This is a genomic window from Pedobacter sp. ok626 (assembly GCF_900100435.1).
Taxonomy (GTDB): domain Bacteria; phylum Bacteroidota; class Bacteroidia; order Sphingobacteriales; family Sphingobacteriaceae; genus Pedobacter.
Window position 1 is genome coordinate 101,121 of record NZ_FNEX01000006.1, and the last position, 26,696, is coordinate 127,816.

Below are 26,696 nucleotides of genomic sequence, written 5' to 3' on the forward strand. Positions count from 1 at the left end.
AATATGAAAAAGGTATTTTATTTTATCATAAGCATGATGTTGCTGACATTGACATCATGCGAAAAGTTTCTGACCCATGATCATCCAACGAGTATTTCGGATGAGGAGTTCTGGAAAACAGAAGCTAATGCTACTAATGCGCTAAATACAGCCTACGTGGGGATTCCTGATGGCGCTTCGGGCAGACAAATACTGTTTTTATCTGCTTTGGCGGATGAAAATGTTGCACGTCAGGGATTTCGGGGTAATTATGAGTCTTATGTAAAAGGTTTGCAGAATGGTACATGGGATGTTGGATTAGGCATTTGGCGAGACGATTATAAAACAATCAGACGTGCGAACCGATTTTTGGAAAATGTAGATAAATGCTACATGGACGAAGAGTTGAAAACCAGATATAAGTATGAAGCCAGAGCATTAAGGGCATATTATCATATGGAGCTATTGTTATTTTTTGGAGGTGTTCCTTTGATGACCAGTTCTGTGGTTCCTGATGAGAGTTATTTGAAAAGAAATACTGAAAAGGAAGTCTATGATTTTGTGTTGGCCGAGTTAACTGAATGCGCTGGTAAATTGCCTAAAGAATATACCAATGCCGAGATTAAACGGATTACTTCCGGGGTATGTTGGGCACTGATTACCAGATTGGCCATTTTTTATAAAAACTATGAGGTAGCTAAAAATGCGGCAAAGGAAGTTATTAAATTGGATATTTATGCCTTGTATAAAAGTGCAAATGTGAAGAATAGTTATGCTGATCTGTTTCTTTACACTGGAGAGTTAAATAAGGAAAGGATCTTTTTTAGGGAAAATGGATGCTCTGGGGCCTGGTCAACTTTTGCGCCTCAGGGTGTAGCTGGTAAAACCGTATTGTCGCCAATCGCTGCCATGATCAATAGTTATGAAACCAAACAGGGAAAAACGATTTACGAACTGGGACCGGATTCATTGGCCATCTATTTAAAGGATCCCAAATATAAAAACAATAGGGATCCAAGGTTGGCGGCTTCGGTCTTATTCCCGGATCAGACCTATGCAGCCCTTGTGTTGAAGCCTTTTGATTTGAATCCACTTAATAATGATAAAATTGGCGCACAGAATTCTACTGCGACTGGATACTGGCAGAACAAGTATCTTGATCCAAAAGATAAAACAGGTTCAAAAACGCTGGATTTTATGATTATCCGGTATGCCGAGGTTTTATTAACCTATGTTGAAACGCTTATTGAAACGGATGATTTTGCTAATCCTGACGTGGTTAAGTACTTAAACGAAATCAGAAACCGCGCTGGCATGCCAAATGTAAATGTTGCAGTGTATAATACAAAGGATAAATTGCGCGAACTGGTTAGACGTGAGCGAAGGGTGGAACTTGCATTTGAAGGCGTGAGGTATTACGACATCAGGCGTTGGGGGATATTAGAAGAGGTGATGAATGGAGCAGTTACCGGAGCTATTGACCCGCTTACAGGTATCGCCGTACCTGTAGAAACGCGATCTGCCAAGGCAAACAGAGATTTTTTATGGCCAGTTCCGCAACTTGAAATACAAGCAAATCCAGGTATTACTCAAAACCCTAATTATTAAATATGAAGCAGCTATTTATTTGTTTTATTGCAAGTACTTGTATTTTGTTGTCAGCTTGTTCGGAAAAGAAACATCTCGCCAAACCTGGTGATAAAGATCAGGAAACAATTAAAGTCATGTCATACAACGTCCATCACTGTAATCCTCCTGCAAAACCTGAGGTGATAGATCTAAATGCAATTGCTGCGGTAATTAATGCGGCAAAGCCAGATTTTGTTGGTTTACAAGAGATCGATGTGAATACGATACGTTCGGGTAAAGATATCAACCAGGCAAAAGAGCTTGCGGCTAAGACCAATATGCATTATTATTTTGCCAAGGCAATTGATTACCAGGGTGGAGGATATGGTGTTGCGATTTTAAGTAAGTATGAACTCAGCGAGGCTCAGGTTTATCCCTTAAGTTCTGATCCCAGTACAAATGCAGAGCCACGTGTATTGGTTACGGCCAAAGTTGTTTTGCCTTCTGGCAAGGTTATTCGTTTTGCAAATACACATTTGGATGCGACAAGTAACCCAACAAACAGAAGTATGCAAATTAGGGAAATCAATGCAATTGCATTAAAAGAGAATACTCCATTTATCATTACCGGAGACTTTAACGCGGTACCCGGTAGTGAAGTGATTTTGGCCATGGATGAGGTTTTTACAAGAACTTGTTTTACTTGTGGGCCAACCATACCTGCCGACAAACCCACGAAATGTATTGATTTTATAGGTTATACAACAAAACAACCAATGACAGTTCAGAGTCATCAGGTCATTTCTGCTCCTGAGCCTTCAGATCATTTACCGGTTGTTGCTGTGCTTGGATTTAAGCCTTAATTACTCATCATTTTTTTGACAATTTATACAAAAGACAGTCATTTATGGCTGTCTTTTGTGTTTTTGGCGGCACAATTATATTTTGTACTAAGTAGATAAAAATCTGCAAAACCTAACATTGTATGGTGATTTGTGCATAATACGGTTGAAAGCTCTGTGTTTGATGGAAGGTGAAGATAATTTCATTTTGGCTTTTGAACTTTGCTGAAATCGGTGTTAAACTTTATTGAAATTAGGCATGAAACAGTTTAGAATAATACAATCTATTACCCGAAGGGATTCTGATTCATTAGAGCGGTATTTAAATGATATTGGTAAAATAGCCCTGCTCAGTGTTGAGGATGAGGTTCGTTTAGCACGTAGGATACGTAATGGAGATGTTGTGGCCTTACAGCAATTGGTTAAAAGTAATTTGCGTTTTGTGGTTTCGGTGGCAAAAAAATATCAGGAGCGGGGATTGAAGTTGAGTGATTTAATCAGTGAGGGCAATATAGGTCTGATCAAAGCTGCAAGTCGTTTTGACGATACAAAAGGTTTTAAATTCATCTCTTTTGCGGTGTGGTGGATTCGGCAGTCTATATTGCTCGCTATTGCAGAGCAGCAACGTCTGGTGCGTTTGCCCATTAATCAGGTAGTAGCTATTGAAACGATTAATAGTGCAATTGTCGAGTTGGAGCAAAAGCTGGAAAGGATGCCAACAGTTGAAGAGCTGGCCGAGCATACGGCGCTAGCAGCAGATAAAATTGCTTGTTATTTAAATAGTACGGTTAGGCATTGTTCATTAGACCACATTCCTGATGAGAAAAATGGTTTTACCTTGTTAGATATCATTGGTGATAAGAGCACCCCCGGGACTGATCACCTTAGCTTTAATTCATCTTTCTTAGTGGACCTGAATAGGTCCTTGAGTATCTTGCCCAAAAGGGAACAGAAGATATTGATGTTGTTTTATGGCATCAATGGTTACCCGGAAACAAGTCTGGATGATATGGAGCCAATCTTTAATTTGGGGAGAGAACGGATCAGGAAATTGAGGGATAAAGCACACAAAACACTTAGCTTAAAATGCGGTGATACCCTGTCAGATTACTTCAATTAGCGAAAAAATGACCTTTTTGATAAAAAATCATTTGGTGAAAATCCAATAATTATATACTTTAGAGCGTTATATCATATATTTTAAAATCTTAACGAAAGAAAAACATGGAAAAATTTTCAAAACTTAAAGAATTAATCGCTGGCGTAGAGGCTGATGCAGACAAATTTTATAATTCAGGTAACGGTGCTGCAGGTACCAGAGTACGTAAAGCAATGCAAGATTTAAAAGGCTTAGCACAAGAAATTCGTACTGAAGTAACTGAAAAAAAGAATGCAAAATAATATTCTTTAACGATTACAGGAAAAGGCCCGCATGTTGTGGGCCTTTTCCTGTTTTTGACCTTATGGATGATATAGAGAAAAAGCATTACCGTAAAATAATTCACATCGATATGGATTCATTTTATGCTTCTGTAGAGCAAAGGGATAATCCTGAGCTACTAGGGAAGGCTATTGCTGTTGGCGGCTCTCCCGAAGGACGAGGTGGCGTGGTGGCAACCGCAAGCTACGAAGCCCGGAAGTATGGAGTGCACTCTGCTATGTCATCTAAACAAGCCTTAAAATTATGTCCGCATCTCATCTTTGTTTATCCCAGATTTGCGGCTTATAAAGAAGTATCCCGACATATCCGTGAAATTTTTCATCGTTATACCGATTTGATACAACCTTTATCATTAGATGAGGCTTACCTGGATGTAACGGATGATAAGCTTGGCATCGGTTCTGCGATTGATATTGCCAAAGAAATTAAGCAAGCCATTAAGGATGAATTGAAGCTAACTGCTTCGGCAGGCGTTTCTATAAACAAGTTTGTGGCAAAAATAGCTTCTGATATGAATAAACCTGATGGCTTAACCTTTATTGGGCCGTCGAAAGTTGAAAAATTTATTGAGCAGTTGCCTGTCGAAAAATTTTATGGAGTAGGGAAGGTGACGGCGGCAAAAATGAAACTGAGGGGACTGCATTATGGAGCTGATTTAAAAAGATTATCCGAAACGGAATTGGCCAATTTGTTTGGGAAAAGTGGACTGTTCTTTTATAAGATTGTAAGAGGGATCGATAACAGACCTGTTGAGCCTAATCAGGAAACTAAATCAGTAGGTGCAGAAGACACCTTTTCTTATGATTTAACTGAATTAGACGAAATGAATGCCGAATTGGAAAAGATTAGCCTTTTGGTATTCAACCGAATTAACCGCTATCATTTGTCCGGTCGGACAGTAACTGTGAAAGTTAAGTTTAGTGATTTTAAGCAAATCACCAGAAGTAAATCATTTGCGGAAGGAGTGACTACTTTAGCGCTGATTTTTGATATTTCGAAGAGCCTGTTGGCAGCCATCGATTTTACGGATAAGCGGGTAAGGCTGCTTGGTATTTCGGTCTCGAATTTTGAAAATTCGGCAGGAAATGAGCGACTTATTTACCAGCCGCGCTTGTTTCCCTGAGCTTATAATTTAATTTACCTTACCTTTGTAGCCTAGAGATAAGATTATGGGGCTGCCAATGCGTATTACATATAATGATACAGACTATATTTATGAGATATTAAATAGTTCTGCTATTAATAAAGAGACTACTGAGCTTCACATCAGTTTTGACGGACAGGAGATTGTTTTGATGAAGGATGAGAAAAATGTGTGGGTTCAGAACGGTGGAGAATACAAAGTTGAGCCCGAGCTTGCCCAAGCGCTGGGAAGGTCTGTTTCCCTGAGATTTAGAATGTAGTTAAATGAAATTAAGCTTGTGTTAAATAAAACATTTTTTTTATAAATTCGACAAAATACACTAAATTGTATAAGATTGCCTGACAGGGTAATAAGTCGTTTTTTTAGAAAATCTGATTATTTAAACACTATGAAAAAGTTATTTTCCTTAATCGCTATGTTGGGTTTATGTGTAAACTTAAGCATGGCGCAAACAGCTGCAGTATCTACAGCTCAACAGCAGACAGCTAAAACCAAAGCTGCCGCTAAAAAAGAAGCTGCGAAGGCTAAAGCTGATGCTAAAAAAGAGGCGGCAAAAGCTAAAGAATCCGCAAAATCTACTGCTGCAAAACCAGCGGCCACTGGTGTAAAGCTTAAAAAAGACGGTACACCAGACATGCGCTCTGCAGGGGCTAAAGCTGCAGCAGCAAAAGAAGCAGCAGCAACCACCGCTAAAAAAACTACAGCTGCAACCAAGAAAGCTGCCGCTGAAGGCGCTGCCGCAGCAACAGTACCTGGAATGAAAAAAGATGGTACACCTGATAAGCGCTTTAAATCAAATGCAGCAACAGCCACAACAACAGCCGCAGCACCTGCAACTACTGCTGCTACAAAAGCTGCTACAAAAGCAACAACTACTGCGAAAAAAGTAACAACTACTGCAAGTTCAACTGCTAAGGAATATGTGCCTACTGTTGACAGAAGCCTAAAAGGCCCGAACGGCGAGGAGATATTAACTGGTCCTCGTGGCGGAAAATACTATATTAATAAAAATGGTAACAAAACCTATGTGAAAAGAGAAGCTCAATGATTTCTTTTTTAATATGAAACAACAAAGGCTGGATTTTTCCGGCCTTTTGTCGTATTTTGGGCTTTATACTTTTATTTATGGCAAACAATCAGATTACAGCGATAACAGAATTAGATAGATCTCATTACAAAACAAAAGTGTATTCTGGTGGACATTTTATTTATTCCGATGAGCCAGAAGAAGCTGGCGGTACAGACGAAGGGATGGCTCCTGGGGCATTATTACTAGCTAGTCTAGGTAGTTGCACGGCTATCACCATTAGGATGTACGCAGATCGAAAAAACTATAACCTGGATGCGATTAAAATAAAACTCGCTATTTGTAAAGAAGAAGAAATGAGTTCGGAAACCAGAATAACAAGGAAGATTGAGTTTTCTGGTGATTTAACTGAGGAGGAACGTCAACGTTTATTGGTGATCGCGGATAAGTGTCCGATTCATAAAATACTAAGTAATCCTATAAAAATTGAAACAAGCTAAGCTTGTTTTAAACGATCATATACAATTTAGTACTATAAATTCAGTAATTAGTACAATTAAGCTCAGGTAGCTAATTGAGCTTTGACCTTACTTAACAGGTTTTCTATATCGAACGGTTTGGAAAGGAAGTCATTTGGGGAACCTGGTAGTTTTAACAGACTTTGCAAATTGTGGCTTGCAGATATCATCACGATAGGTATGTATTTAAAGATGGCGTGAGATTTTATTGATTTGCAAATTTCTCTGCCATCCATTCCCCCTAGCATAACGTCCAATAAGATCAGATCGGGCCTAAGTGATGAGATTACATTTAATACATTTTTTCCATTTGTCAGGGTGGAAACTTCATAACCTTCATCTTCTAATATGATCTTGATGACCTCAACGATCTCTGTATCATCATCAACTGCTAATATTTTTTTAGACATTCCCGTATATCATTTGTTATATAACCCTATACTATTTGTATGCCATATATGGAAATCGAGAAATAAAAACTAATGACAAATAGAATATTTAGGATTTGAATGCTAAAATTATTAGCATATTTGCATTGTTAATCGTTAAAAGCAAAGTTTAATGTTATATGCTGTTGTAGATATTGAGACTACTGGTGGATTTGCATCGGGAAATGGAATTACGGAGATCTCTATTTTGGTGCATGATGGTCAGGAGGTTATTGGTGTTTTTGAAACATTGATCAATCCTGAATTAGATATCCCGCCATATATAGAGTCGCTTACCGGAATTAGCAACGAAATGGTGATGACAGCCCCAGTATTTAACGAGGTAGCTGCTCAGATCTATGAATTGTTGCATGATAAGATATTTGTAGCGCATAATGTGAATTTTGATTTTTCTTTTATCAGACACCAACTGATGCAGAGTGGTTATGAATTGAATTGCAAGAAGCTATGCACAGTTCGATTAAGTAGAAAAATATTACCCGGACATAGTTCATATAGTCTTGGTAAACTTTGTGCGGCTTTGAATATTTCTGTGAGCAATAGACACCGTGCCGGGGGCGATGCAGCAGCTACCGCGATATTGTTAACAAGGTTGATTGCTGAGGATGCTGAAAATATCATTGCGCAAACACTTCATAAGTTCTCGAGAGAACAAGCGCTACCGCCTAATTTGCCGAAAAGCCAGGTAGACCGTTTACCTTCAGTACCTGGGGTTTATTACTTTAAAGACCAGAAAGGGAAGGTGATCTACATTGGTAAAGCCAAGAACATTAAAAAGCGGGTTTGTACTCATTTTACGGGGAATAATATCAGCAAACAGCGTCAGGATTTTCTTCAGCACATTTATAGCATAGATTTTGAGGTCTGCGGAACAGAATTGATGGCCTTTATTTTGGAAGCCACCGAGATTAAGCGTTTGTGGCCCGAAAATAACCGTGCATTAAAGCGTCATGAGCAGAAATATGGATTGTATCTTTTTGAAGATCAAAAGGGCTATATGCGACTCATGGTGGATAAGTACAAAAAGCAGGCTGCTGCATTGTATAGTTTCAATACGCAATTGGAGGGATATGATTTGCTGAGGCTTTTGATCAAAGAGCATCTGCTTTGCGAGAAGCTGTGTTTTATCCAGAAGAATCGTATTGCCTGTACCCACCATGAAGAAGGGAAATGTAGTGGAGCTTGTGTAGGTAAAGAGTCGGCGGCCGCATACAATGTAAGGGTAAAGTATGCGATTGAATATTTAAAAACGATACTTCCGACCTTTGCAGTGATGGGTGAGGGGCGAAATGAGGATGAAAAAAGCTGTCTTTTAGTGGAACAGGGAAAATTTTATGGTATGGGGTATATTTCTCCGCATACTGATGTTGATGGGGCCGAAATGCTGAAGTCGGTGTTACAACCTTATCCATCTGATGATTATATTTTAAATTTGATTATTAACCATGTTCAGCAATTCCCACAAAGAAAGGTAGTTATCTAAAAGGTGCATTTATTCTAATAAAAATCGCAAATAGATTTTGGTGTTTACATCCAAAATCCTATCTTTGCGTTCCCTAACAGGGAGATGCCTTGGTAGCTCAGTTGGATAGAGCAACGGTTTTCTAAACCGTGGGTCAGGGGTTCGAATCCCTTCCAGGGTACACATTTTAACACTGTGTTAGTATAGTGTTAAAACTTTTAAGGAAAAGTTACTATAAGGGCTGCAGATTAAATATTTGCAGCCCTTATTTTATATTGTAGATTACCTGCTGACTCTTTCCTTGTTATTGATATGCGTTTTATGTAAATTTGAGATAGTTTTAAGGTCAATATTTAATGGACAAAAGAAATCAAACATTTGATCAGGCTGAATTGGAACTTTTAAAAGAGGGGCTAAAACGCAGCTATAAAGAACGTTTTGAAATGGCTACTCGTTTGTATAAAATACAACAGACCATGAGTAAGGCTTCTATATCCCATAAACCATTTATAAGCAAATAATTTGTGGATGTCTTTGATGAAAGTATATTAGATTTTTGGAAAGCACTTCAGGAATATAAGGTTCAGTATATCATGGTTGGCGGTTATGCTACCAATTTGCATGGTTACCAACGTTTCACCGGTGATATTGATATATGGTTAAAAGATACCTTAGAAAATAGGCAGCAATTACGTAAAGCTTTTATAAAATGTGATATGGGGGATTATCCAATGATCGACTATATGCAGTTTGTACCCGGCTGGACCGACTTTCACCTTAACAATGGTCTCCGTTTAGATATACTTATTGAAATGAAGGGACTTGAGGGGTACACTTTTGATGAATGTTTAGAAATGGCCTCTATTGCAGATATTGATAATGTGAACGTTCCTTTTTTGCATATTAATCAATTAATTGAAAATAAGAAGATTGTTAATCGCCCGAAAGATCAGATTGACGTAGCAGCACTAGAGCAGATCCGAAAGTTGCGAGATAATTTTTAGTTCGATACATTTAAGTTACACACTTTAACACTGTGCTAGTATAGTGTTAAAACTTTTCAGAAATTTATCAAAAGGGCTGTAGCCTTTTAGTTTACGAATCCTTTTTGTTGCAAAACTTTCGGAAGCCTTTGAGGGGCAAATAGGAAACATAACTACTTAAGATTAGATAATTAATATCTTTATAAGATGGAAGTATATTTATTGTGGCACACTCATATTGATGAAAGACTTGATGGTGGTGAAGATGTGAAGCTGATTGGAGTTTATAGCTCAATTGATGAAGCTAACTCTGCTATGGAACGGAAACGGATCTTTGAGGGGTTCAAGGATCATAAAGATGGATTCGAAGTTTCTACTTATACATTAGATAGTGATAGCTGGACTGAGGGATTCGTCACTCAGTTCTCCTAAATAAATCTTGTTTAGCATGACAATTGATAATAAACTTAAAATCTTATTTGGAACTGCATCAGTCTTACTTCTGTGTACCTTGATCATAAAGCTGAATTATGTTCCTGGAGGAATGATTTTATCTGGACTTTTTTTAGGAGGAATGATGCTTGTAGGAATTTTAATGGGATGTGTGGTATTGGCAAGTATCTTGAAATTAATATTTAAATTCACCTCTTTCCTGACTCTATATTCGATTGCAACAACGATTTCCCTTTTGATTTTTCATTATCAATTGTACTCACCGACTTTGAAAATAATTGTTCAAAATGATTATGTAGGCGAAATTAATTTAGTCCGCTCCAATGTTGAACAAAATATTTTAATGATAGATAGTAATGGAGTTGGTTACTTAAATGAGTGGACATTTAAAAAAACATATACCAAACCAATTGTTGAACAGGTAAACGGAAAAAGGCTTGATACAGAGCTTGTAGGGTATAATCCCTCAGCTTTCTGGGCGCGCGTAAAGAGTTGTTGTCTTCATGGACGTAATATCGAAAGTATGAGTTTTAAAATATTACCAGAAAATAGCTTAGTGGGTGAAGGTTATGATACTAAAGTTTTAATAGAGTTGGTTGATGAAAAGCTTGTTATCTTTTCTAATTCAAATTAATGGCGGTTGTCTTTTAATAAAACCATAATAACTATATTCAAAATATATTTGGCATCCTTTACATGAACTATTTACTCGCTTTATATTCTTTAACATCTGGACTTTTTGTGATTATTTTAATTAGTACATATGGTGCTATTCTTTCACGAAAGCTAAGTTTTAATTATGCTAATTTAGGCGTGTTATCCGGAATCCTATATTGTGTACTTGGTTTTGTTATATCACAAAAGGCTGATTTAGCAACCGCTTTAATAATTAATGGATTATTGGGATTTGTTGATAGTACTTTAGGATTTTTGTTGTCTATACATTTTAAAGCAAATAATGGTTATAGCAAAGAACAAAGCTTAAAAATGATAAGTGTTAAGACTTCTATAGGAATGATATTGTTTGCGATGATTTTATCTTCGATCGGCTACGGGTTGACATATCTTTTTTAATTAATGGATATTCTTTACGTCGCATGGAAAAATTTACATGCGATCACAAAATTCGTATGAGATATCTTTTCCATTACGAATTCGCTTGAAACTGATGAATATTAGCGATTTTTTTCATGTCATTTATAAAAGAATTCGTAAGATAAATGCCTAAGAGTACTGCAAAGAGCTTCTAGTGAAAACTAGGAGCTTTTTTTATTTTAGCCTAAGTCAATTTTATTTTTTTGCATCCAATTTGCTGGCGATTTTGCCACACGACTTTGAGCGAGAATTAGTCATTGTCTTGTGATTTCCTTTTTTTTATTATAATCATCTAGATCTTTCTCTAATACACCTGTGGGGCTGAAGTAGATTGCTATTTTCTTTTTTGAAAGCTCCCATTCTGGCACAAAAAGCACTTCTATGTTGTAATTTTGATTGGTTTCCCAAACAGTCAATTTATGTCCTGTCTTGTTATCCTTTGATTGTTCTCTAGGTTTACCTTTTTCATTTGTAAAATAATTAACAATTTTATTGTACATCTCTGATGTCGCTTCCTTTGAATCGTAACTTATATCTTCTCCAATAAATATCCTAAGTTCGTCTAATCTGTCACTTAAAAAGATTGGTTCTAATGTTCCTTGAAGATGAGTGTCCGCTATTTCAGTTAAGAAGTTTTTTCTGTCTGCATCGTCGAAATGTGTCTTTGTAAATTGCTCTTTTAAAATCCCCCTCTTAACATATTCCCTAACTAGATGATTATAATCGTAATCATTCATTCCAAGCTTGAAGTCTAGATAGCAGTCATTTTCAAAGTTTAACCCCTTACATCCAGAAATTATTATGCAAAATAATAATCCAATAAAAATGATCCTTTTCATTAGTGTTTTTTTTATCTTAATATTTAAGATGGTTAAAAGATAATTTGATTACTCGTCATATCGTTTTCTATTTAACCTCTTGGTCGATATAGATGGATAATCGTTCTCCGTAAAGCTTATCAGCCCAGTCTTTTCGACACCAGGATTCAGTAAATCACCTTCAATGAAGCTTTATTGCATATTTTACATTTCCCTCGGGGATATATTTTCCCTCAATATACCATGTTAATAAATCCCTAAAAGTCATGTCTGAAACTTGTCTTGCAGGTTGATAGAAAGCTGGCTTAGGAATATGAACCATATTCAAGGTTAACAATTCTATTGTTTTTAGAGGGAGCCACACTGATACAACTAGTAGATTATAAAGCGCGGCTGATGAATCATACAATTCGGTTTCAGAATGAAAATGTTTATCATATTCAAAATCAGAATATTCTAATTCAAACTTGTCGATAAATTTAGTTAGCATAAAATAGTTATCATCTCCAGTTAATCCTAAGTCACTTACAATTTTAGTTTTGAGTGATCCTAGATCATCAGCTGATTCGTTTTCAATAAAACTTTTTACAGTAATGTAAGCATGTCTTAGTTTCGAAAATTCTATTTGCTTTATTTCTTCCATTAAATTCTACCAATAAGTGAATTCATTTGAAATTAGGCAAATAATTTAAGAGTAGTACCAAATCAGGATTTTTTTTGATTTTAGCCAACCTTCTAAATATCGATAGTCCAGAATTCTGTTAATTCAATCCTTGTTAAAGTAAGTGTTTAAGGCATAAACTCATGTATACATTCTTTACATGATTAAGTTGTCATGTGAAGAAAATAGGATTATTTTTACATGATGGATGTTTCATGTGAAAAAACTTTGTATGAAAAAGCTTGCTAATCAGAAGAATGATGTACCGTTTAATGAATCATGGTAGGGTTCATCGAAACAGGACTGAAAATCTAAAGGATTGACCAGTTTTAAATAGCCATCCACATAGGTTCCAAAACCGTATGCTTCCCGGAAGTCGATAGGTTGATCGGGCAACTTGCCCTCAAATCGGCCCAATAATTCTTTGTCTGGTTTCTGTGCTATGGTGTACTCAGGGTACTTTTTAAAAAATATCTCAAACATATTCTTAAATAAAAACCACTCAGCAGGTGGCGTAAACATCTATGATTTTGCTAATCGCTCAATTTCGTCTTGTAGTACTTGATCCCAGATAAATTCCATATCGAATTTTCCATCCGGCTTTAAACTAAAAACCGCCCTGTTCCACTTGTTGTTGCCGCCTTTAGTCGTTATGGCGTGGAGCTCCCTAATCCAATTTCTAATGTCCCGTGGCATTTTCCTGACCGACATATCATGATTTGTTTCTCCAATGTTATACGCTCCACTGTAGCCTACAACGCCTGTGCCCACAATTTCTATCTCCAGTAGCGCATTTGTCCAATTATCTTCCTCTATGGCATTAACAATGCCTTGTGCGATATTTAAATAAATCTCGTTTATTGTTTCCATTTGGTTCTATAATTACTGTTAATATTCAATATTATTTATCCCAGCTATTCTATTGTTCAAAAATTTTGCCAGCTCTTCAAGAAGACTATTGATTACCTTTTTAACGTCTGATTGAAAATCGAGATTTCGTTTTACTGTGATCAGGGGCAGCCAATTTCCAAAATAACTTATCTGCTTTTCAATGCACCTGTTTCACTACACTACCAGAATTTCGAGTAGCAGAGCGGGTTTATCCGGCTACATCAAGCTTTATAAACTTCAATGTCCCGTCAAACTCAAAACTCCAGGAATAAGCAAACTCGTTGTTGTAGTCGGTTGGGTAAAGTGTGTTGTATTCGTCCCTTTTCGAACTTATATCCCTTTCTGGCAAACAAGTCATTGGTTAAAAACCGGATTTCATCAATACTCAGATTTTCGATTTGCGCTGGCTTGAGTAGATGTGTGGAGCAGGATGCACAATCATCCAGCGACTGTGCATTTACAGTTTTTAAGAAAAATAAAGTAAATAATGTGATATAGAGTGTTTTCATTTTTGTATGACTTAAAGGAATAAAATACACCATCCTAAGAACAGGATGGCAATAGCAATTATGACTAATAAAGCAATACCTGCAACCTTCTTTTTACTCCTAAGCTTATGGAACCGGTAGGTTTCAAAACCGAAGGCTAATTGGGGTTCCTTGCAAATCCCACCATGTCCTTAGGATAAAAATCCATATCCCTGAAACTGCTGTCATCGATATTGTACAACACTACTACCGCTGCCGCTTCAAAACTCCAATAACCCTCAAATCCACCTTCGCCCTTTGCCTTATGGGCATCGTAGTTAATGAAATCTTTCATATTCTTGTACCAGTTGCTTAAGTACTCTTTTACTAAAACTGCCTGTTCGGCTCCTTTAGTCTGTGTGGCTTTATACAGTAGTTCAAAAGATTTGGGATAGATCAGCTTATCAGTCGTGGTTCTTTCTTTCAGTTTCGTAGCAAGCAAGGTTTCGATCAATGCATCTTCTCCATTGCTATGAATATGATTTGCTATTTTCTGAAACAGTTCGACAGCTGCGTTAAAGATAATACCCCAACTTATCAGGGTTAAAACCCGGTAATAGTCATTGGTTAAAAGCAGGTGCTTTTTATTATCCCCGGTACTGATATTCTGATTGTAAGCTACCCAGGCATCGATAAGATCAGGATAGTCGGAGGTAATTTCATCTACAGGTATACCGCCTGAATATTTTAAGGTGATCAGTCGTTTACAATCATAATACAAGTTTTGAGTAATGCTGTTTTTTTTCCACTTTTCAGGAAATGGGGTTACTTTAAGTTTCTCCTGTCTTTCCTTAATGTCTTCAGTGCATTCGGTAATCCATAGCTGCCAGTAGACTTCGTCTCTTAAAGGTTCTCTATGCATAGGTTTCTAGTTCGTTTCTAGTGGTCAACATGATTGATATAAGCAAGATAAATAAAAAAATACTTAAGCACAATCTAACCGGGAGGATCTGGAAATCCAATGGCCAAACTTAATTTAGGCACGTACAAGTCTGTATTCGTTATAACACATCACAATGTTAAAGCCGAGTAACAGAATAGCCTCTGAACTTACATTCAGCCGGTTCGTGTCGATGTCTAGTATTGCCGATATAAACAAAGTTGAGAAAACCATAATTGCCCCTACAAAAAGGCTAAGCTGAACAGAACGGAATAACATAGTGATCCTGAAGTAGTTCCTTTTAAAAAATAAATCAGGATTGCGGATCAGCTGCATCAGGTTAATGAAAATGAATAGACCAATAATCAGGATATACCCATTCAGGAATGGACTGTTTGTGTTCCAGGCAGGGATGTTGAAAAAGCCTGCGTTAATGAAATAAGACAGTATTCCAATACAGATCAGGCTCTTTATGATTGTCCAACTGCTCTTTTTTGCCATTAATGCATGCCATTTTGGGTATTTCTGCTGATCAATAAGTATTGAAAACCGCATCAGTTTCTCTGAAGGAGTTACAAAAGGATTGAATAGGCCTAGCAACATGAGCAGGATGGTACTTGAAAATTGAAATGCTGCATCAGCTACCAGTCTGTTTATATGCTCCTGATCCAGGATAACATCCTTTGAATAAGTAAATATGGAAAGGCATATCAGTACAATTACTACAAAATGAAATAACACTCCAAAATAACTGGTAATATTGTTCTCCTGAAAAGCCGTTGTTGCCGAGCCTTGCTGCAGGTTGTTGCTCAACGAAAACCGGCCTGCCATGTCCTTCAATGAATCGGCGGTTCCTCTCACAAAGAGCGCAATAGCAAGAATAAAAACACCTATTCCTAAAATAAAGGCCCCTATTCCTGCCGTTTCGAATTTGTACAGGCTCAGTAAAAAAATGATTAGGCCTATGCTCAACGCGGCGTGTTTATATTTTATTTTGCTGAAACCGTGCAAATTAAGCAGTAAAGAATAAAATAAACCCAAGGCACCGCCGATAACTGCGGCAAGTGCTATTTTTGAAATGATATTTTCAGTCATAGTCGCAGATGTGAATCCGGAGTGAATATAGAATATTGTTCTCTAATATAGCGGCATTAATGTCGCTTATGTCACCCGACTTTAATTTTATACCTGTTAAGCTAGGGCTGTTTATTATAACATTCGATTAATCACAAACATATTGGTACCTTAATATAATTCCAATCAAGGTGGCTTTCAAAAATCTAAACATATTAAAAATGGGCTTAGCCGGATAAAAAGCAAATTGGTAAATGAAAAATGAATGATATCCCAATACATACACTTGCCAAACCCGATCGGTCTATTTCCGATTTTGTCTATTGCTTTTCCTCGATACAAAACCTCTCTGAAATCGTTGAAGGGGTAATTATTCCCAACGGAAGAATTGACTTATCCTTTTACAAAACCTCAGATGGTCAGTTTCATATTTCGCTTTTAGGGTTGGAAACAAAGCCTAAATTGACACCCGGACAAAGTATTTCAGCTTTTTTTGCGATTAATTTTAACCCACTTGCAGTGGAATATATTTTAGGGCACTCTGTTGCAGATATTTTGGATAAAGGGAAGTCTTTGCCTAATGATTTTTGGGATTTTAGCATTGATTCTTTGAACGATTTTGATGCATTTTGCGAAAAAGCGACGCAAAAAATACAATCGCTTTTGCCAAAAGATGTCGATGAGCGAAAACGTAAATTGTTTGCCCTTGTTTTTGAGACCAATGGCGAAATAGCTGTAAAAGAACTTTCTGAAAGAGTAGCCTGGAGTTCACGGCAAATCAATCAATATTTTAACCAGCAATTCGGGATTTCATTAAAAGTATATTGCAACATCTTACGTTTTCAGGCCTCACTTTCGCATATAAAAGAGGGCAAATTGTTTCCTCAGCTAAACTATTATGATCAGTCGCATTTCATCAAAGAAATCAAAAAACTTTCGGGCGCTTCTCCCAAAGAATTGTTCAAAAACGAAAATGGCCGATTTTTACAATTTTTAATTACTGACAAGAGATAATTTTGTATCGTAAAATTTGAAAATATGCTGATACAAAATAAAAAAATTGCGATTGTTGGCGGCGGACCGGCTGGCTTAACCCTAGCTAGATTATTACAAATGCAAAATGCAGATGTAAAAGTGTACGAAAGAGATTTTAACCCTGATGTTCGTGTCCAGGGTTCTACTTTAGACTTACACGAAGGCACGGGCCTTGAAGCGATGAAACGCGCAGGCCTGCTGGACGAATTTTATAAACATCATCGGCCGGTTGCAAGCAAAATGCAATTGGTAGATAAATGGCTCAATATAAAATTTGACGACCATAACTTTGCTGAAAATACAGCTGAAACTCGACCTGAAATTGACAGAGCCCCATTACGAGGGATTTTACTGAACTCCCTGAAGTCCGAAACTGTGGTTTGGGATAGCCATTTTGTTGAAATGGAAAGGCAAGACAATGGTTGGTTGCTACATTTCAAAAATGGAAACTCAGTTTACGCTGATTTGGTAATTGCAGCCGATGGCGCTAATTCTAAAATCCGTCCTTACATCAGTGATATAAAGCCAATCTATTCGGGAATAACTTTGATTGAGGGGAATGTTTACCAGGCGGAAAAAAATACACCAAACCTTTTTAGATTTGCAAGAGGCGGAAAGGTAATGGCATTCGATAATGAGCAATTCCTGGGATATGGTACAAAAGACGACGGTTCCATTATGTTTGTCGCTTGTTTCAAATGTCCTGAAGACTGGCTTGCAAAAAGCGATATTGATTTCAAAAATAAAGCACAGGTTTTAGAATTTTTCAAAAAAGAGTTTGCGGATTGGAGTGAGGTTTGGTACGAATTCTTTACAAACCATGATGTGCATTTTACGCCTCGTCCTCAATATTATTTTCCGTTCAGTCAAATTTGGGAAACTCAGGAAAACCTTACAATGATTGGCGATGCGGCGCACCGTATGCCGCCATTTGCAGGTGAAGGCGCGAATGTGGCAATGCAGGATTCATTTGAATTGGCAGATGTTTTGACTAGCAATAAATTTACTGATATCAAAACCGCAATTGCTCATTTTGAAAAAGATATGATCGCAAGAGGTGCCGCAGCCACAAAAGATACTTTAGAAAACACCGAAAGAATGTTCTCTAAAACAGGACTGGAGCAAATGATTTCGTTTTTCAATCAGGTGTACCCATAAATTTAATAACAAATGTTATCGTTTGCCCTGATCTGAGTTTAGCGGTTGTGTAAAGGAAGAGCTCGACTTACTATCTCCTGAATTAAGTGACTTTATCATTACACAATGCGCTGTACAATATTTCGACCGGATGCAGTGCTTTTCGTGATGTGCCATCTTTGATCTGATGTCGGCAGCTGGTTCCTGTGGCTGCTATAATTACTTCTTCAGTTTGTTTTCTAACATCCGGGAACAATACAAGTTCGCCAATCTGCATGGATAGCTCGTAATGTTCCTTTTCATATCCAAATGAGCCAGCCATACCACAACAGCCAGAGGGAATAGTTTGTACCGTGTAATTTTCAGGAAAAGACAGTATTTGTTCAGTAGCCCCCAGGGCATTAAAAGCTTTCTGCTGGCAATGGCCATGTAATTTGATGGATTGGGATGCAGTTGTAAATTGCGACTTCAAAATATTTCCTTTTTGGATCTCCCTGGCTAAAAACTCATCAATCAGAAATACGTTTGCCGAAAGCTTTTTTGCGGCTTCCAGCTGTTCTTCATTCACCAGGTCCGGATATTCATCCCTGAAGGTCAGAATTGCCGAAGGCTCAATGCCCACAAGTGGTGTTTCAGCTGTGATCAACTTACTTAAGCACCATACATTGTGCTGTGCAATTTTCCTGGCTTTTCGCAATAACCCTTTAGAAATGGATGCTCTGCCGCTTTCCAGATGCTTGGGGATGATCACTTCATAACCTAGGGTTTCAAGCAACAGGATTGCCTTGATGCCAATTTCTGTATCCTGGTAATTGGTAAATTCATCACAAAAAAGATAAACCTTTCTACTGAAATTTTTCAGCTGTTTAGAGGCAGGCCGATGTTTATTAAACCAGTTTTTTAGCGTTGTATGATACATTTCTGGCAGGCTGCGCTGTAGCGCAAAACCGGCCATTTCTTTTACCATAGCACTTAAAAATGAGCTTGTCATGGTCCAGTTGTACAAAGATGGAATTACTGATCCCAGAGCTGCAATGCTGCTAAAATTAGCAATTAAGCGCGATCTTAATGGGATGCCGTTCGCATCCTGGTAATGCTGTAGAAATTCGGCTTTCAACTTTGCCATATCAACATTAGAAGGACATTCTGATTTACATCCCTTACAACTCAGACAAAGATCGAGTACTTCTTTAATCTCTTTGTGATTAAACTTATTGATCTGGTCAGAATGTGTCAAAAAGTTCCTCAGGATATTTGCCCTTGCTCTTGTTGTATCTTTTTCGTCATGCGTAGCCATGTAGGAGGGGCACATCGTTCCGCCGGCCAAATGCGATTTTCTGCAGTCGCCCGAACCGTTACATTGTTCTACATGTTGCAACATATTCTGGCCCGCATAACGGAATACGGTTTTAAAGGTAAAGTCTTTTTGACCAGGCGTATACCTCAGCATGGTGTCCATTGGAGGTGTATCAATGATTTTGCCGGGATTAAAGATTTGTTTCGGATCCCAGGTATGCTTCACTTCCTTTAGCAAAGCATAGTTTTTGGATCCGATCATTTGCTCAATAAACTCTCCCCTTAACCGGCCATCTCCATGCTCGCCACTTAATGAGCCTTTATATTTTTTTACCAGAGCAGCTATTTCCTCAGCGATGGTGCGAAACATTTTATTGCCTTCTACTGATTTGAGGTTCAGGATGGGACGTAAATGCAATTCTCCAGAGCCTGCATGTGCATAATGCACGGAGTACAAGCCATGTTTTCTAAGTATTTCATTAAAATCACGAATATAAGCAGGCAGATCCTGTACATCTACAGCCGTATCCTCGATTACCGGTACGGCCTTTTCATCACCAGGTAAATTGCTTAATAAACCAAGACCGGCTTTTCTGAGCGACCATATCTTTTTGGTGTCGCTTCCAAATAACAAAGGAAAATGGTAACCTAAACCCAATTCACGCAGTTCCGCTTCAACTTTTTTCGCAATTTCTTTTACCTCATTTTGAGTATCCCTCGCATATTCAATCACCAGTAGAGCGGCCGGCTCTCCCTGAACAAAGAAGTTATTTTCCCGCTGTTCGATATTGTCTCTGGTACATTCCAAAATATAATGGTCAATCAGTTCAACAGCATTCGGCTGGTGTTTCAGGGCTACTAAATTTGCCCTTAACGCTTCTTCCAAAGTATGGAAATGCACGCAGAGCAAACCGGAATGTTCGGATGGGAGGGGTTCCAGATTCAGCTTGATCTCCGTAATGAAGGCCAGGGTGCCTTCTGATCCCGCAATCAGTTTGCAAAAGTTAAAATCTTCTCCACCAGCAGTAAAAGGGGCACTGTCGAGCAAGATGTCTATTGCATATCCTGTATTGCGCCTTTCTACGCTTGGTTTTGGGAATTCCTTTCTGATTTCCTGCTGATTTTTATAATCCCCCAGTAAGGTTCTGATGGATCGGTATAAGGATGCCTCCAAGGTGTTTCCTTCAGCTTTAGCGATGAAATCATCAAAATTAAGTGCTTTAAATATAACTTCAGAGCCATCGCTCAGGAGGGCTGTGATTTCAAGCGTATGTTCCCTTGTACTTTTGTAAACGATGGAGTTGGAGCCACAGGAGTTGTTACCAATCATGCCACCAATCATGGCACGGTTGGCTGTTGAGGTTTCTGGACCAAAAAACAATCCAGCGCTTTTCAGGTAATTATTTAATTCATCTCTTACTACCCCCGGCTGTACCTTTACCCAACGTTCTGTGGTGTTGAGTTCCAGGATCTTATTGAAGTGTCGGGATACATCTACTACAATGCCGCTACCTACTACCTGACCAGCAAGTGACGTCCCTGCAGTGCGGGGGATCAATGAAGTACCTTCTCGATCGGCAAAATTGATGAGTTGCTTAAGGTCGGCCACAGAATGCGGTACGGCTACTGCAAGCGGCATCTCTGAATAAGCAGATGCGTCAGTAGCATACAATACCCTGGTCATTTCATCAGTATAAAATTCGCCATCCATCGATCTGGCCAGTAACTCAAGCTGCTCTTTCATCAATTAATCTTACAAATCAAATTTTATTCCTTGTGCCAATGGTAAGGTATTGGAATAGTTGATGGTATTGGTTTGTCTGCGCATATAACCTTTCCATGCGTCTGATCCACTTTCTCTTCCACCGCCAGTTTCTTTTTCACCACCAAATGCTCCGCCGATTTCAGCACCAGAAGTACCAATGTTCACATTGGCAATACCGCAGTCCGAACCATTTGCTGATAAAAATTGCTCAGCTTCACGCAGGTTTAAAGTCATGATAGCCGAAGATAATCCTTGTGGTACATTGTTCTGCATATTTATTGCTTCTTCAATGTCGCTATATTTCATCACATACAGGATGGGTGCAAAGGTTTCTTCCTGTACAATCTCATAGTGATTTTCTACTGCTGCAATACATGGTTTAACATAGCAGCCGGATTCAAAACCTGGACCATTAAGTACAGCACCTTCAACCAGAAAGCGTCCGGATTGTTGTTTTATCTTTTCAATACAGCTCAGATAAGTAGCTACTGCATCTTTATCAATTAGTGGACCTACATGGTTATTTTCATCCAGTGGATCTCCGATCTTAAGCTGACCATAGGCCTTTACCAGTCTTGCGGTAAAATCGTTATATACCGCTTCATGGATGATCAGTCTGCGTGTAGAAGTGCAACGTTGTCCCGCGGTTCCTACGGCACCGAATAAAGCGCCAATTACCGACATTTCCAGATCTGCATCTTTGGAGATAATGATGGCATTGTTACCGCCAAGTTCCAGTATCGTTTTTCCGAATCTACCGGCTACGGCAGCGGCAACCAATCTGCCTACTCTTGTTGAACCTGTGAAGGAAATAAGTGGAATACGTTTGTCCTGATTCATCAGGTTACCACATGGATTTCCTGTGATCAGACTGCTGATCCCTTCAGGCAGGTCGTTTGCCTTTAAAACTTTTGCCATGATATGCTGACAGGCAACCGCACATAAAGGTGTTTTTGAAGAGGGTTTCCATACGCAGACATTACCACATACTAAGGCTAAGGCCGTATTCCATGCCCAAACAGCTACAGGGAAGTTAAAGGCAGAAATGATACTTACAATACCCATTGGGTGCCATTGCTCATACATGCGGTGATTTGGCCTTTCAGAATGCATGGTTAAGCCATATAGCTGGCGGGATAAACCTACTGCGAAATCACAAATGTCTATCATTTCCTGTACCTCGCCCAATCCTTCCTGCAAACTTTTACCCATTTCATAGGAAACTAAAGCACCCAGATCGGCTTTATACTCACGTAAAGCATCTCCGAACTGACGTACAATGTCACCACGTTTTGGTGCGGGTACATTTCTCCACTCTAAAAAAGCCTGTTGTGCCTGTTGCATTACCGCTTCATAAGCATGCTCATCTGTAGTTTGTACTGTTCCTATTACCGCTCCATTTACAGGAGAATAGGAGGTAACCACTGGACCCTGGGCAGGTAGCCATTTTGTCCCTGTTGAAGTCCCTGAATTGTTTGCTTCAATACCGAGTCTGGTCAATATATCTTTAAGATTCATATGTTCTAAATTGGTTAATCTTTTGTTTGTTTGATGTAAGTGCTTTCAAATATTTTATCTGCATTGTCCGTCTCGAAGCCTTCACGTCTGTGCTCCTGTCTAATTGCGGCCAGGGGTAGTTCCTTAAACTCCGGCAGCACCAGGCGCTCAGAAAACTCCACATAACTACCTGCAATAGGCATGGTTTCAGCTCCTATAAAGATAGCTTCTTTCATTTCTGCAACCGTGCTGCTCTGGCGCAATAAGCCATCCGGACTAACCTTAATGATTCCACCCGAACTGTTTAATTTCAATCCCAGGGATTCCACAAAGCGGTTAAAATCTTCAAGTGTATTGTAACCCGATTTCAGATCATGCACACTTATGGTATAATGGTTCAGGTAATAACGATTGTAGATTACCCAGGCAGCATATTCACTTTCTTCCAATAAAATACGATAGTCTTCTACAGAAGGCAATGTCCATAAGGGCTGATGGAAAAACTCGCCTATCTCCTCGCCATTATCCAGATCCAATGCATCTACTGGATCCTGATGGATGTTATCGGTATAGCTGTGAATTATTTCCTGTGCTTTTTCCGATAGATCCTTTACAATCAGTTCGCTCATAAATATCCGGGGATACTCAGGCGATGGAGGAGCATACCAGTAAGCATTTAGCTTTTTTCCTTCAAAATGGTAGTAATCCATCTTTTTGTAACCTTGATGCAAAAAGATCTTTTCGAAAGAAGCAATGCCCAAATGGCGAACACCCAAAGTTCTGAAGGCAATATGGTCGTTCACAATATCCTGCTGTCCTGCAATCACACCTGAGGTGATTAAAGCATTGGTAATCATTCTGACTGCGGGAACCTGTTGTTCATAACGCTCAAAGAGTATATTGAGAAAGGTATCCAGGGCTTTTTCTTTATCAAAATTCATAATTTGTTTATTTAAACAGGCTGCCGGTTTTTGTATTTAGCAAGGCCTCAAGTGAAATTTCTTCCTGTTTAATAAAGCCTTTTGAAGGAAGTGATCCATTGGCTACCATTTCAATTACCGCTACAAGACTTGCTGCCGTAGTCCAGGAAATTGCCCTCCAGCTTTGGCCATCAATATCAATAGGTTTGCATGATTTGTAAAACTCGTTGCGTTTTAATTCACCGTCTTTCCATCCTTCAGAAACGGCATAAATTAACACTACATCTTCTTCTACTACCGGTTTAGCATTTTTAAGTATGTTTTCCAATTGCGCCTTATCATTTTTCATATGCAACTCATGAATCAGGAAATTCATCAGGTAGCAATGCCCCGGATAACGGATCGTCTTATAATCCAGTTTATCTACTTTTCCATCATAAGTTTCGCACATGGTACCCAGGCCACCAGATGTATAAAAAGCCTCATAAGCAGCACCTTCTATATTGATGCTTTCCTTACCCTGTAAAGAGATAACCTGTTTGCGTTTGCCATCGTGTATAGCTTCCGCGTCGTTGATGTATTCGTTTACTACACCGGTGGCCGACCAGGTAAAAGAATAACCCATTTCACCGTTAGGGTATTTCGGTAATGCACCGACTCTCATTTCTATAGACCGGATCTTTTCGAACTCCTTACTGAGGTGTGCACCGATTATTCCAATAATTCCGGGCGCAAGTCCACATTGTGGTGCCATTACCGATGTAGCCGTTTCACTCAACCCCCTGATATAGGTTGTTGTCTCTACGTCCTCTGTCAGATCGAAATAATGACAACCTTGTTGTTGTGCGATAAGGGCAATGGTTTTATTTAAAAAATAGGGTAGGGCCGACACTACTGCGTCGTGCTCGGAAATCAGTTTAGTCATCAATTCAACATCTGCCACATCACCAGTAATTACGTTAAACGGAAGGGCATATGGGTAATGGGGTTTCGTTTTATCCATTCCGGTTACTTCGAACTGTTTGCTGAGCAGTACTCCAACCAGGGTGCCAACCTTACCTAGTCCGAGTGTTAATACGTTTTTAATCATGTTTATATCTGGTTTGTCGTTTTTATTCAAATATCTCTATATTTATCATTAGTAAACGATATATATTAATTAACTAATGATAAGTATTGCTAATCAAATAGAGCTGCGCCACCTCCATTATTTCAAGGTACTGGCTACTGAACTGCACTATCGTAAAGCTTCAGAGCTGTTGTTTATTTCGCAGTCGGCTTTAAGTCAGCAGATCAAACAACTGGAACAGATCCTTAAAGTTTCCCTCTTAGATCGGAGCAATAAAAAAGTCACTTTAACAGATGCCGGGATTATATTCTATCGGGATGTACAGCAAGTACTGAATAAAGTAGAAAGTGCGGTTGTCCATTTAAAACTATATAAGGAGGGGAATACCGGTCAAATAGGTATTGGCTTTGTGGCTTCGGCTATGGAATCCATATTGCCCGATTTGCTTAAGAAGTTCAATAGTGATTGTCCAAATATCAAATTTCAGCTAGATGAATTGAGTAACAGTGAGCAGCTTGTGGCATTGCAAAATGAATCATTAGACCTTGGTTTTATGCGAAGCAACAATGTACCGGAGGGCTTTGCCAGTAGAAAGGTCTTTACAGAAACTTTTTCTGTTGTACTTCCGGCGCATCATCCCATGGTTTCGGCGAAATTTAAGCATATGGGCCAATTCAAGGACGAATCTTTTATCCTCTTTCCAAATGAGCAAAGTCAGTTTTATTATCAACAGATCATTAATCTTTGTGCCGATCAGGGATTTGTTCCAAAAGTAGCACATCGATCTATTCATGCACCTACTATTTTCCGACTGGTAGAAAATGGAATGGGACTTAGCATTATACCTACTTCATTGGCTTCAACGGATAACCCCAATATTAAATTTATAGAGCTGAAGGGCATACCTCAGCAAACCGCTTTATATGCGGTTTGGAAAACTGACAGCAGCAATCCTGCACTGCCTTATTTATTGGAAATGCTTCCAAAAGGATAAAACCAAGAGGGTTATTAGCCCTGAGATTCCAAAAACCAAGTCTCTGCTTCCTGGATTCCTTTAGTAATGGCCTGCTCTTTAGGCATGCCACTTTTCATCATCTCCTTAGCAAGTTCCGTTGCCTTTTCTCGTACCCCAGGTTTAAGCCCGGATAGGTCGATTTTGAAATTTTCAAAGATTTCTTCCTCGCCTTTATCGGTGCTGTCGGTTATTGATTTGTTTTTTGATCTCATTCTTTAAAGTATATCATAGACAACAACTGAAAACACAAATGGTTCGGGCTATGTCCCTTGGTGTACCCCCTCGGCGAACTCTTCTACCATCTTGTCATTAAAGGCAGGAAGATCAACTGGGCTTCGGCTGGTAACCAGCCCCTGGTCAACTACAACTTCTTGGTCATACCACTTTGCTCCGGCATTGAGCAGGTCAATTTTTATGGTTTTTGTCGAAGTCAGTTTCCTGCCTTCTACTACTTCAGCTGTGATCAAAACCTGTGGCCCGTGACAGATTGCGGCTACTGGTTTTCCTGCCTCAAAGAATGCTTTCACAAAGGCAATGGCATCATCATTCTTTCTCAATGCATCCGGATTCAAAACCCCACCTGGGATGACTAAGCCCTGATAATCTTCGGCATCGGCTTCGCTGATGGTCTTATCCACATCAACTTCTATGGTCCACTGATGATCACCCTTCATGGCCTGTATCTTTCCTGCTTTAGAGGAAATGATATGAACAGTTGCACCTTCCTCTTTTAACCTTTGCACCGGGCTTGTCAATTCTGTTTCTTCAAAACCGCTTTCTGATAAAACCGCAATGGTTCGATTGCTTAATTGTCCCATGATTACTGTTTTAATGTTCAACTTTAGTTCTCTGTATACTATACAATGGCCAATACAGAATGTTTTAGCTATTGTGATTCTTTACATTAGGGAAAGAAGATTTAAAAACCGGGCCGTTTTGTACTTTATAAGAATGATTTCAAACCAGTAAAATATTTGCTAATGTCTTTAGATAATGTTTTTTAATGCTAGTTAAACAGCTAATGTAATTAGTTTTTGTTTGTTCTTGCTAAAAATATTAGTCTAAATTTGCATTTAACTATGCCTGTTTATCCGTTTAGGGATACGGACTCTTATTTGATCTTGAGTAGGATTGAGTTGATTAATTGAT

31 protein-coding genes and 1 tRNA gene are annotated in these 26,696 nt (G+C 38.7%); 18 read left to right on the top strand and 14 right to left on the bottom strand.

Annotation, left to right across the window (positions count from 1 at the left end):
- The first annotated feature begins 3 nt into the window (after positions 1 to 3).
- From BLS35_RS10380 to BLS35_RS10415, 8 genes are all read left to right on the top strand, one after another.
- A complete protein-coding gene (locus BLS35_RS10380; protein ID WP_090780989.1) occupies positions 4 to 1,587 on the top strand; it encodes a RagB/SusD family nutrient uptake outer membrane protein in 1,584 nt (527 codons plus the stop codon).
- Between the two features lie 2 nt (positions 1,588 to 1,589).
- Positions 1,590 to 2,411 carry an endonuclease/exonuclease/phosphatase family protein gene (locus tag BLS35_RS10385; RefSeq protein WP_090780604.1) on the top strand — a complete coding sequence of 274 codons (822 nt, stop codon included), beginning with the start codon at positions 1,590 to 1,592 and terminating at the stop codon, positions 2,409 to 2,411.
- A 238-nt stretch (positions 2,412 to 2,649) separates the two neighbouring features.
- Positions 2,650 to 3,510: a sigma-70 family RNA polymerase sigma factor gene (locus BLS35_RS10390; RefSeq protein ID WP_090780606.1), complete on the top strand. Its 861-nt coding sequence runs from the start codon at positions 2,650 to 2,652 to the stop codon at positions 3,508 to 3,510.
- A gap of 104 nt (positions 3,511 to 3,614) precedes the next feature.
- Positions 3,615 to 3,791 carry a histone H1 gene (locus BLS35_RS10395; protein WP_090780608.1) on the top strand — a complete coding sequence of 59 codons (177 nt, stop codon included), beginning with the start codon at positions 3,615 to 3,617 and terminating at the stop codon, positions 3,789 to 3,791.
- Between the two features lie 62 nt (positions 3,792 to 3,853).
- A complete protein-coding gene (gene dinB / locus BLS35_RS10400) occupies positions 3,854 to 4,954 on the top strand; it encodes a DNA polymerase IV (RefSeq protein ID WP_090780610.1) in 1,101 nt (366 codons plus the stop codon).
- Between the two features lie 58 nt (positions 4,955 to 5,012).
- Entirely contained in the window at positions 5,013 to 5,234 is a 222-nt protein-coding gene (locus BLS35_RS10405; RefSeq protein WP_254778806.1) for a hypothetical protein, read from the top strand.
- A 129-nt stretch (positions 5,235 to 5,363) separates the two neighbouring features.
- A complete protein-coding gene (locus tag BLS35_RS27750; protein ID WP_175459588.1) occupies positions 5,364 to 6,023 on the top strand; it encodes a hypothetical protein in 660 nt (219 codons plus the stop codon).
- 77 nt (positions 6,024 to 6,100) lie between these two features.
- Positions 6,101 to 6,502 carry an OsmC family protein gene (locus tag BLS35_RS10415; RefSeq protein WP_090780614.1) on the top strand — a complete coding sequence of 134 codons (402 nt, stop codon included), beginning with the start codon at positions 6,101 to 6,103 and terminating at the stop codon, positions 6,500 to 6,502.
- Between the two features lie 62 nt (positions 6,503 to 6,564).
- Here the strand turns inward: BLS35_RS10415 and BLS35_RS10420 are convergent, their stop codons facing one another.
- Positions 6,565 to 6,930: a response regulator gene (locus BLS35_RS10420; protein ID WP_090780616.1), complete on the bottom strand. Its 366-nt coding sequence runs from the start codon at positions 6,928 to 6,930 to the stop codon at positions 6,565 to 6,567.
- Between the two features lie 151 nt (positions 6,931 to 7,081).
- On the opposite strand from BLS35_RS10420, the gene BLS35_RS10425 reads away from it, so the two are divergent.
- From BLS35_RS10425 to BLS35_RS10450, 7 genes are all read left to right on the top strand, one after another.
- Positions 7,082 to 8,452: an exonuclease domain-containing protein gene (locus BLS35_RS10425; protein WP_090780618.1), complete on the top strand. Its 1,371-nt coding sequence runs from the start codon at positions 7,082 to 7,084 to the stop codon at positions 8,450 to 8,452.
- An 86-nt stretch (positions 8,453 to 8,538) separates the two neighbouring features.
- Positions 8,539 to 8,612 (top strand) — tRNA-Arg (locus BLS35_RS10430).
- Positions 8,613 to 8,787: 175 nt separating this feature from the next.
- Positions 8,788 to 8,952, top strand: coding sequence for a hypothetical protein (locus tag BLS35_RS27755; protein WP_165973255.1), 165 nt, complete (start codon positions 8,788 to 8,790; stop codon positions 8,950 to 8,952).
- A 3-nt stretch (positions 8,953 to 8,955) separates the two neighbouring features.
- Positions 8,956 to 9,435 (top strand): hypothetical protein, encoded by a 480-nt coding sequence (locus tag BLS35_RS10435; protein ID WP_090780619.1) that lies wholly within the window; start codon positions 8,956 to 8,958, stop codon positions 9,433 to 9,435.
- Positions 9,436 to 9,621: 186 nt separating this feature from the next.
- On the top strand, positions 9,622 to 9,846 hold the full coding sequence (locus BLS35_RS10440; protein ID WP_090780621.1) for a DUF7336 domain-containing protein: 225 nt from the start codon (positions 9,622 to 9,624) through the stop codon (positions 9,844 to 9,846).
- Between the two features lie 16 nt (positions 9,847 to 9,862).
- Positions 9,863 to 10,501, top strand: coding sequence for a hypothetical protein (locus BLS35_RS10445; protein WP_090780623.1), 639 nt, complete (start codon positions 9,863 to 9,865; stop codon positions 10,499 to 10,501).
- Between the two features lie 62 nt (positions 10,502 to 10,563).
- A complete protein-coding gene (locus BLS35_RS10450; RefSeq protein WP_090780625.1) occupies positions 10,564 to 10,941 on the top strand; it encodes a hypothetical protein in 378 nt (125 codons plus the stop codon).
- Positions 10,942 to 11,216: 275 nt separating this feature from the next.
- On the opposite strand, the gene BLS35_RS10455 is transcribed toward BLS35_RS10450, so the two are convergent.
- The 7 genes from BLS35_RS10455 to BLS35_RS10485 all read right to left on the bottom strand — a co-directional run bounded on the left by BLS35_RS10455 (position 11,217) and on the right by BLS35_RS10485 (position 15,834).
- Positions 11,217 to 11,801 carry a hypothetical protein gene (locus tag BLS35_RS10455; protein ID WP_090780627.1) on the bottom strand — a complete coding sequence of 195 codons (585 nt, stop codon included), beginning with the start codon at positions 11,799 to 11,801 and terminating at the stop codon, positions 11,217 to 11,219.
- A gap of 160 nt (positions 11,802 to 11,961) precedes the next feature.
- Positions 11,962 to 12,423, bottom strand: coding sequence for a DUF1493 family protein (locus BLS35_RS10460; protein WP_090780629.1), 462 nt, complete (start codon positions 12,421 to 12,423; stop codon positions 11,962 to 11,964).
- A gap of 267 nt (positions 12,424 to 12,690) precedes the next feature.
- On the bottom strand, positions 12,691 to 12,924 hold the full coding sequence (locus BLS35_RS10465) for a GAD-like domain-containing protein (protein WP_165973254.1): 234 nt from the start codon (positions 12,922 to 12,924) through the stop codon (positions 12,691 to 12,693).
- 39 nt (positions 12,925 to 12,963) lie between these two features.
- Positions 12,964 to 13,311 carry an immunity protein YezG family protein gene (locus BLS35_RS10470; protein WP_090780633.1) on the bottom strand — a complete coding sequence of 116 codons (348 nt, stop codon included), beginning with the start codon at positions 13,309 to 13,311 and terminating at the stop codon, positions 12,964 to 12,966.
- Positions 13,312 to 13,586: 275 nt separating this feature from the next.
- Positions 13,587 to 13,841, bottom strand: a complete 255-nt coding sequence (locus BLS35_RS10475; protein ID WP_132225956.1) for a YARHG domain-containing protein — start codon at positions 13,839 to 13,841, stop codon at positions 13,587 to 13,589.
- A gap of 136 nt (positions 13,842 to 13,977) precedes the next feature.
- The gene (locus BLS35_RS10480; protein WP_090780637.1) at positions 13,978 to 14,721 is read right to left on the bottom strand and encodes a PoNe immunity protein domain-containing protein; all 744 of its coding nucleotides are present in this window, start codon (positions 14,719 to 14,721) and stop codon (positions 13,978 to 13,980) included.
- 114 nt (positions 14,722 to 14,835) lie between these two features.
- Positions 14,836 to 15,834, bottom strand: a complete 999-nt coding sequence (locus tag BLS35_RS10485; RefSeq protein ID WP_090780638.1) for a hypothetical protein — start codon at positions 15,832 to 15,834, stop codon at positions 14,836 to 14,838.
- A gap of 240 nt (positions 15,835 to 16,074) precedes the next feature.
- Here BLS35_RS10485 and BLS35_RS10490 point away from each other — a divergent pair, with 240 nt between their 5' ends.
- Both BLS35_RS10490 and BLS35_RS10495 read left to right on the top strand, forming a co-directional pair.
- Positions 16,075 to 16,827: a helix-turn-helix domain-containing protein gene (locus BLS35_RS10490; RefSeq protein WP_090780639.1), complete on the top strand. Its 753-nt coding sequence runs from the start codon at positions 16,075 to 16,077 to the stop codon at positions 16,825 to 16,827.
- A gap of 24 nt (positions 16,828 to 16,851) precedes the next feature.
- The gene (locus BLS35_RS10495; RefSeq protein ID WP_090780641.1) at positions 16,852 to 18,006 is read left to right on the top strand and encodes an FAD-dependent oxidoreductase; all 1,155 of its coding nucleotides are present in this window, start codon (positions 16,852 to 16,854) and stop codon (positions 18,004 to 18,006) included.
- 82 nt (positions 18,007 to 18,088) lie between these two features.
- Here the strand turns inward: BLS35_RS10495 and BLS35_RS10500 are convergent, their stop codons facing one another.
- Genes BLS35_RS10500 through BLS35_RS10515 form a run of 4 tightly spaced genes read right to left on the bottom strand, consistent with a single transcriptional unit; the run spans position 18,089 to position 24,553 of the window.
- Positions 18,089 to 21,025 carry an FAD-binding and (Fe-S)-binding domain-containing protein gene (locus BLS35_RS10500; RefSeq protein WP_090780643.1) on the bottom strand — a complete coding sequence of 979 codons (2,937 nt, stop codon included), beginning with the start codon at positions 21,023 to 21,025 and terminating at the stop codon, positions 18,089 to 18,091.
- A 9-nt stretch (positions 21,026 to 21,034) separates the two neighbouring features.
- On the bottom strand, positions 21,035 to 22,564 hold the full coding sequence (locus tag BLS35_RS10505; RefSeq protein WP_090780645.1) for an L-piperidine-6-carboxylate dehydrogenase: 1,530 nt from the start codon (positions 22,562 to 22,564) through the stop codon (positions 21,035 to 21,037).
- Positions 22,565 to 22,578: 14 nt separating this feature from the next.
- Positions 22,579 to 23,484 carry a DUF1338 domain-containing protein gene (locus BLS35_RS10510; protein WP_090780647.1) on the bottom strand — a complete coding sequence of 302 codons (906 nt, stop codon included), beginning with the start codon at positions 23,482 to 23,484 and terminating at the stop codon, positions 22,579 to 22,581.
- A gap of 7 nt (positions 23,485 to 23,491) precedes the next feature.
- Positions 23,492 to 24,553 (bottom strand): saccharopine dehydrogenase family protein, encoded by a 1,062-nt coding sequence (locus tag BLS35_RS10515; protein WP_090780649.1) that lies wholly within the window; start codon positions 24,551 to 24,553, stop codon positions 23,492 to 23,494.
- 76 nt (positions 24,554 to 24,629) lie between these two features.
- Between BLS35_RS10515 and BLS35_RS10520 the strand changes: the two genes are divergently transcribed.
- Positions 24,630 to 25,526, top strand: a complete 897-nt coding sequence (locus tag BLS35_RS10520) for a LysR family transcriptional regulator (protein WP_090780651.1) — start codon at positions 24,630 to 24,632, stop codon at positions 25,524 to 25,526.
- 14 nt (positions 25,527 to 25,540) lie between these two features.
- On the opposite strand, the gene BLS35_RS10525 is transcribed toward BLS35_RS10520, so the two are convergent.
- Both BLS35_RS10525 and BLS35_RS10530 read right to left on the bottom strand, forming a co-directional pair.
- Positions 25,541 to 25,759, bottom strand: coding sequence for a hypothetical protein (locus BLS35_RS10525; protein ID WP_090780653.1), 219 nt, complete (start codon positions 25,757 to 25,759; stop codon positions 25,541 to 25,543).
- Positions 25,760 to 25,807: 48 nt separating this feature from the next.
- Positions 25,808 to 26,365, bottom strand: coding sequence for a type 1 glutamine amidotransferase domain-containing protein (locus BLS35_RS10530; RefSeq protein WP_090780991.1), 558 nt, complete (start codon positions 26,363 to 26,365; stop codon positions 25,808 to 25,810).
- Positions 26,366 to 26,696: the final 331 nt, after the last annotated feature.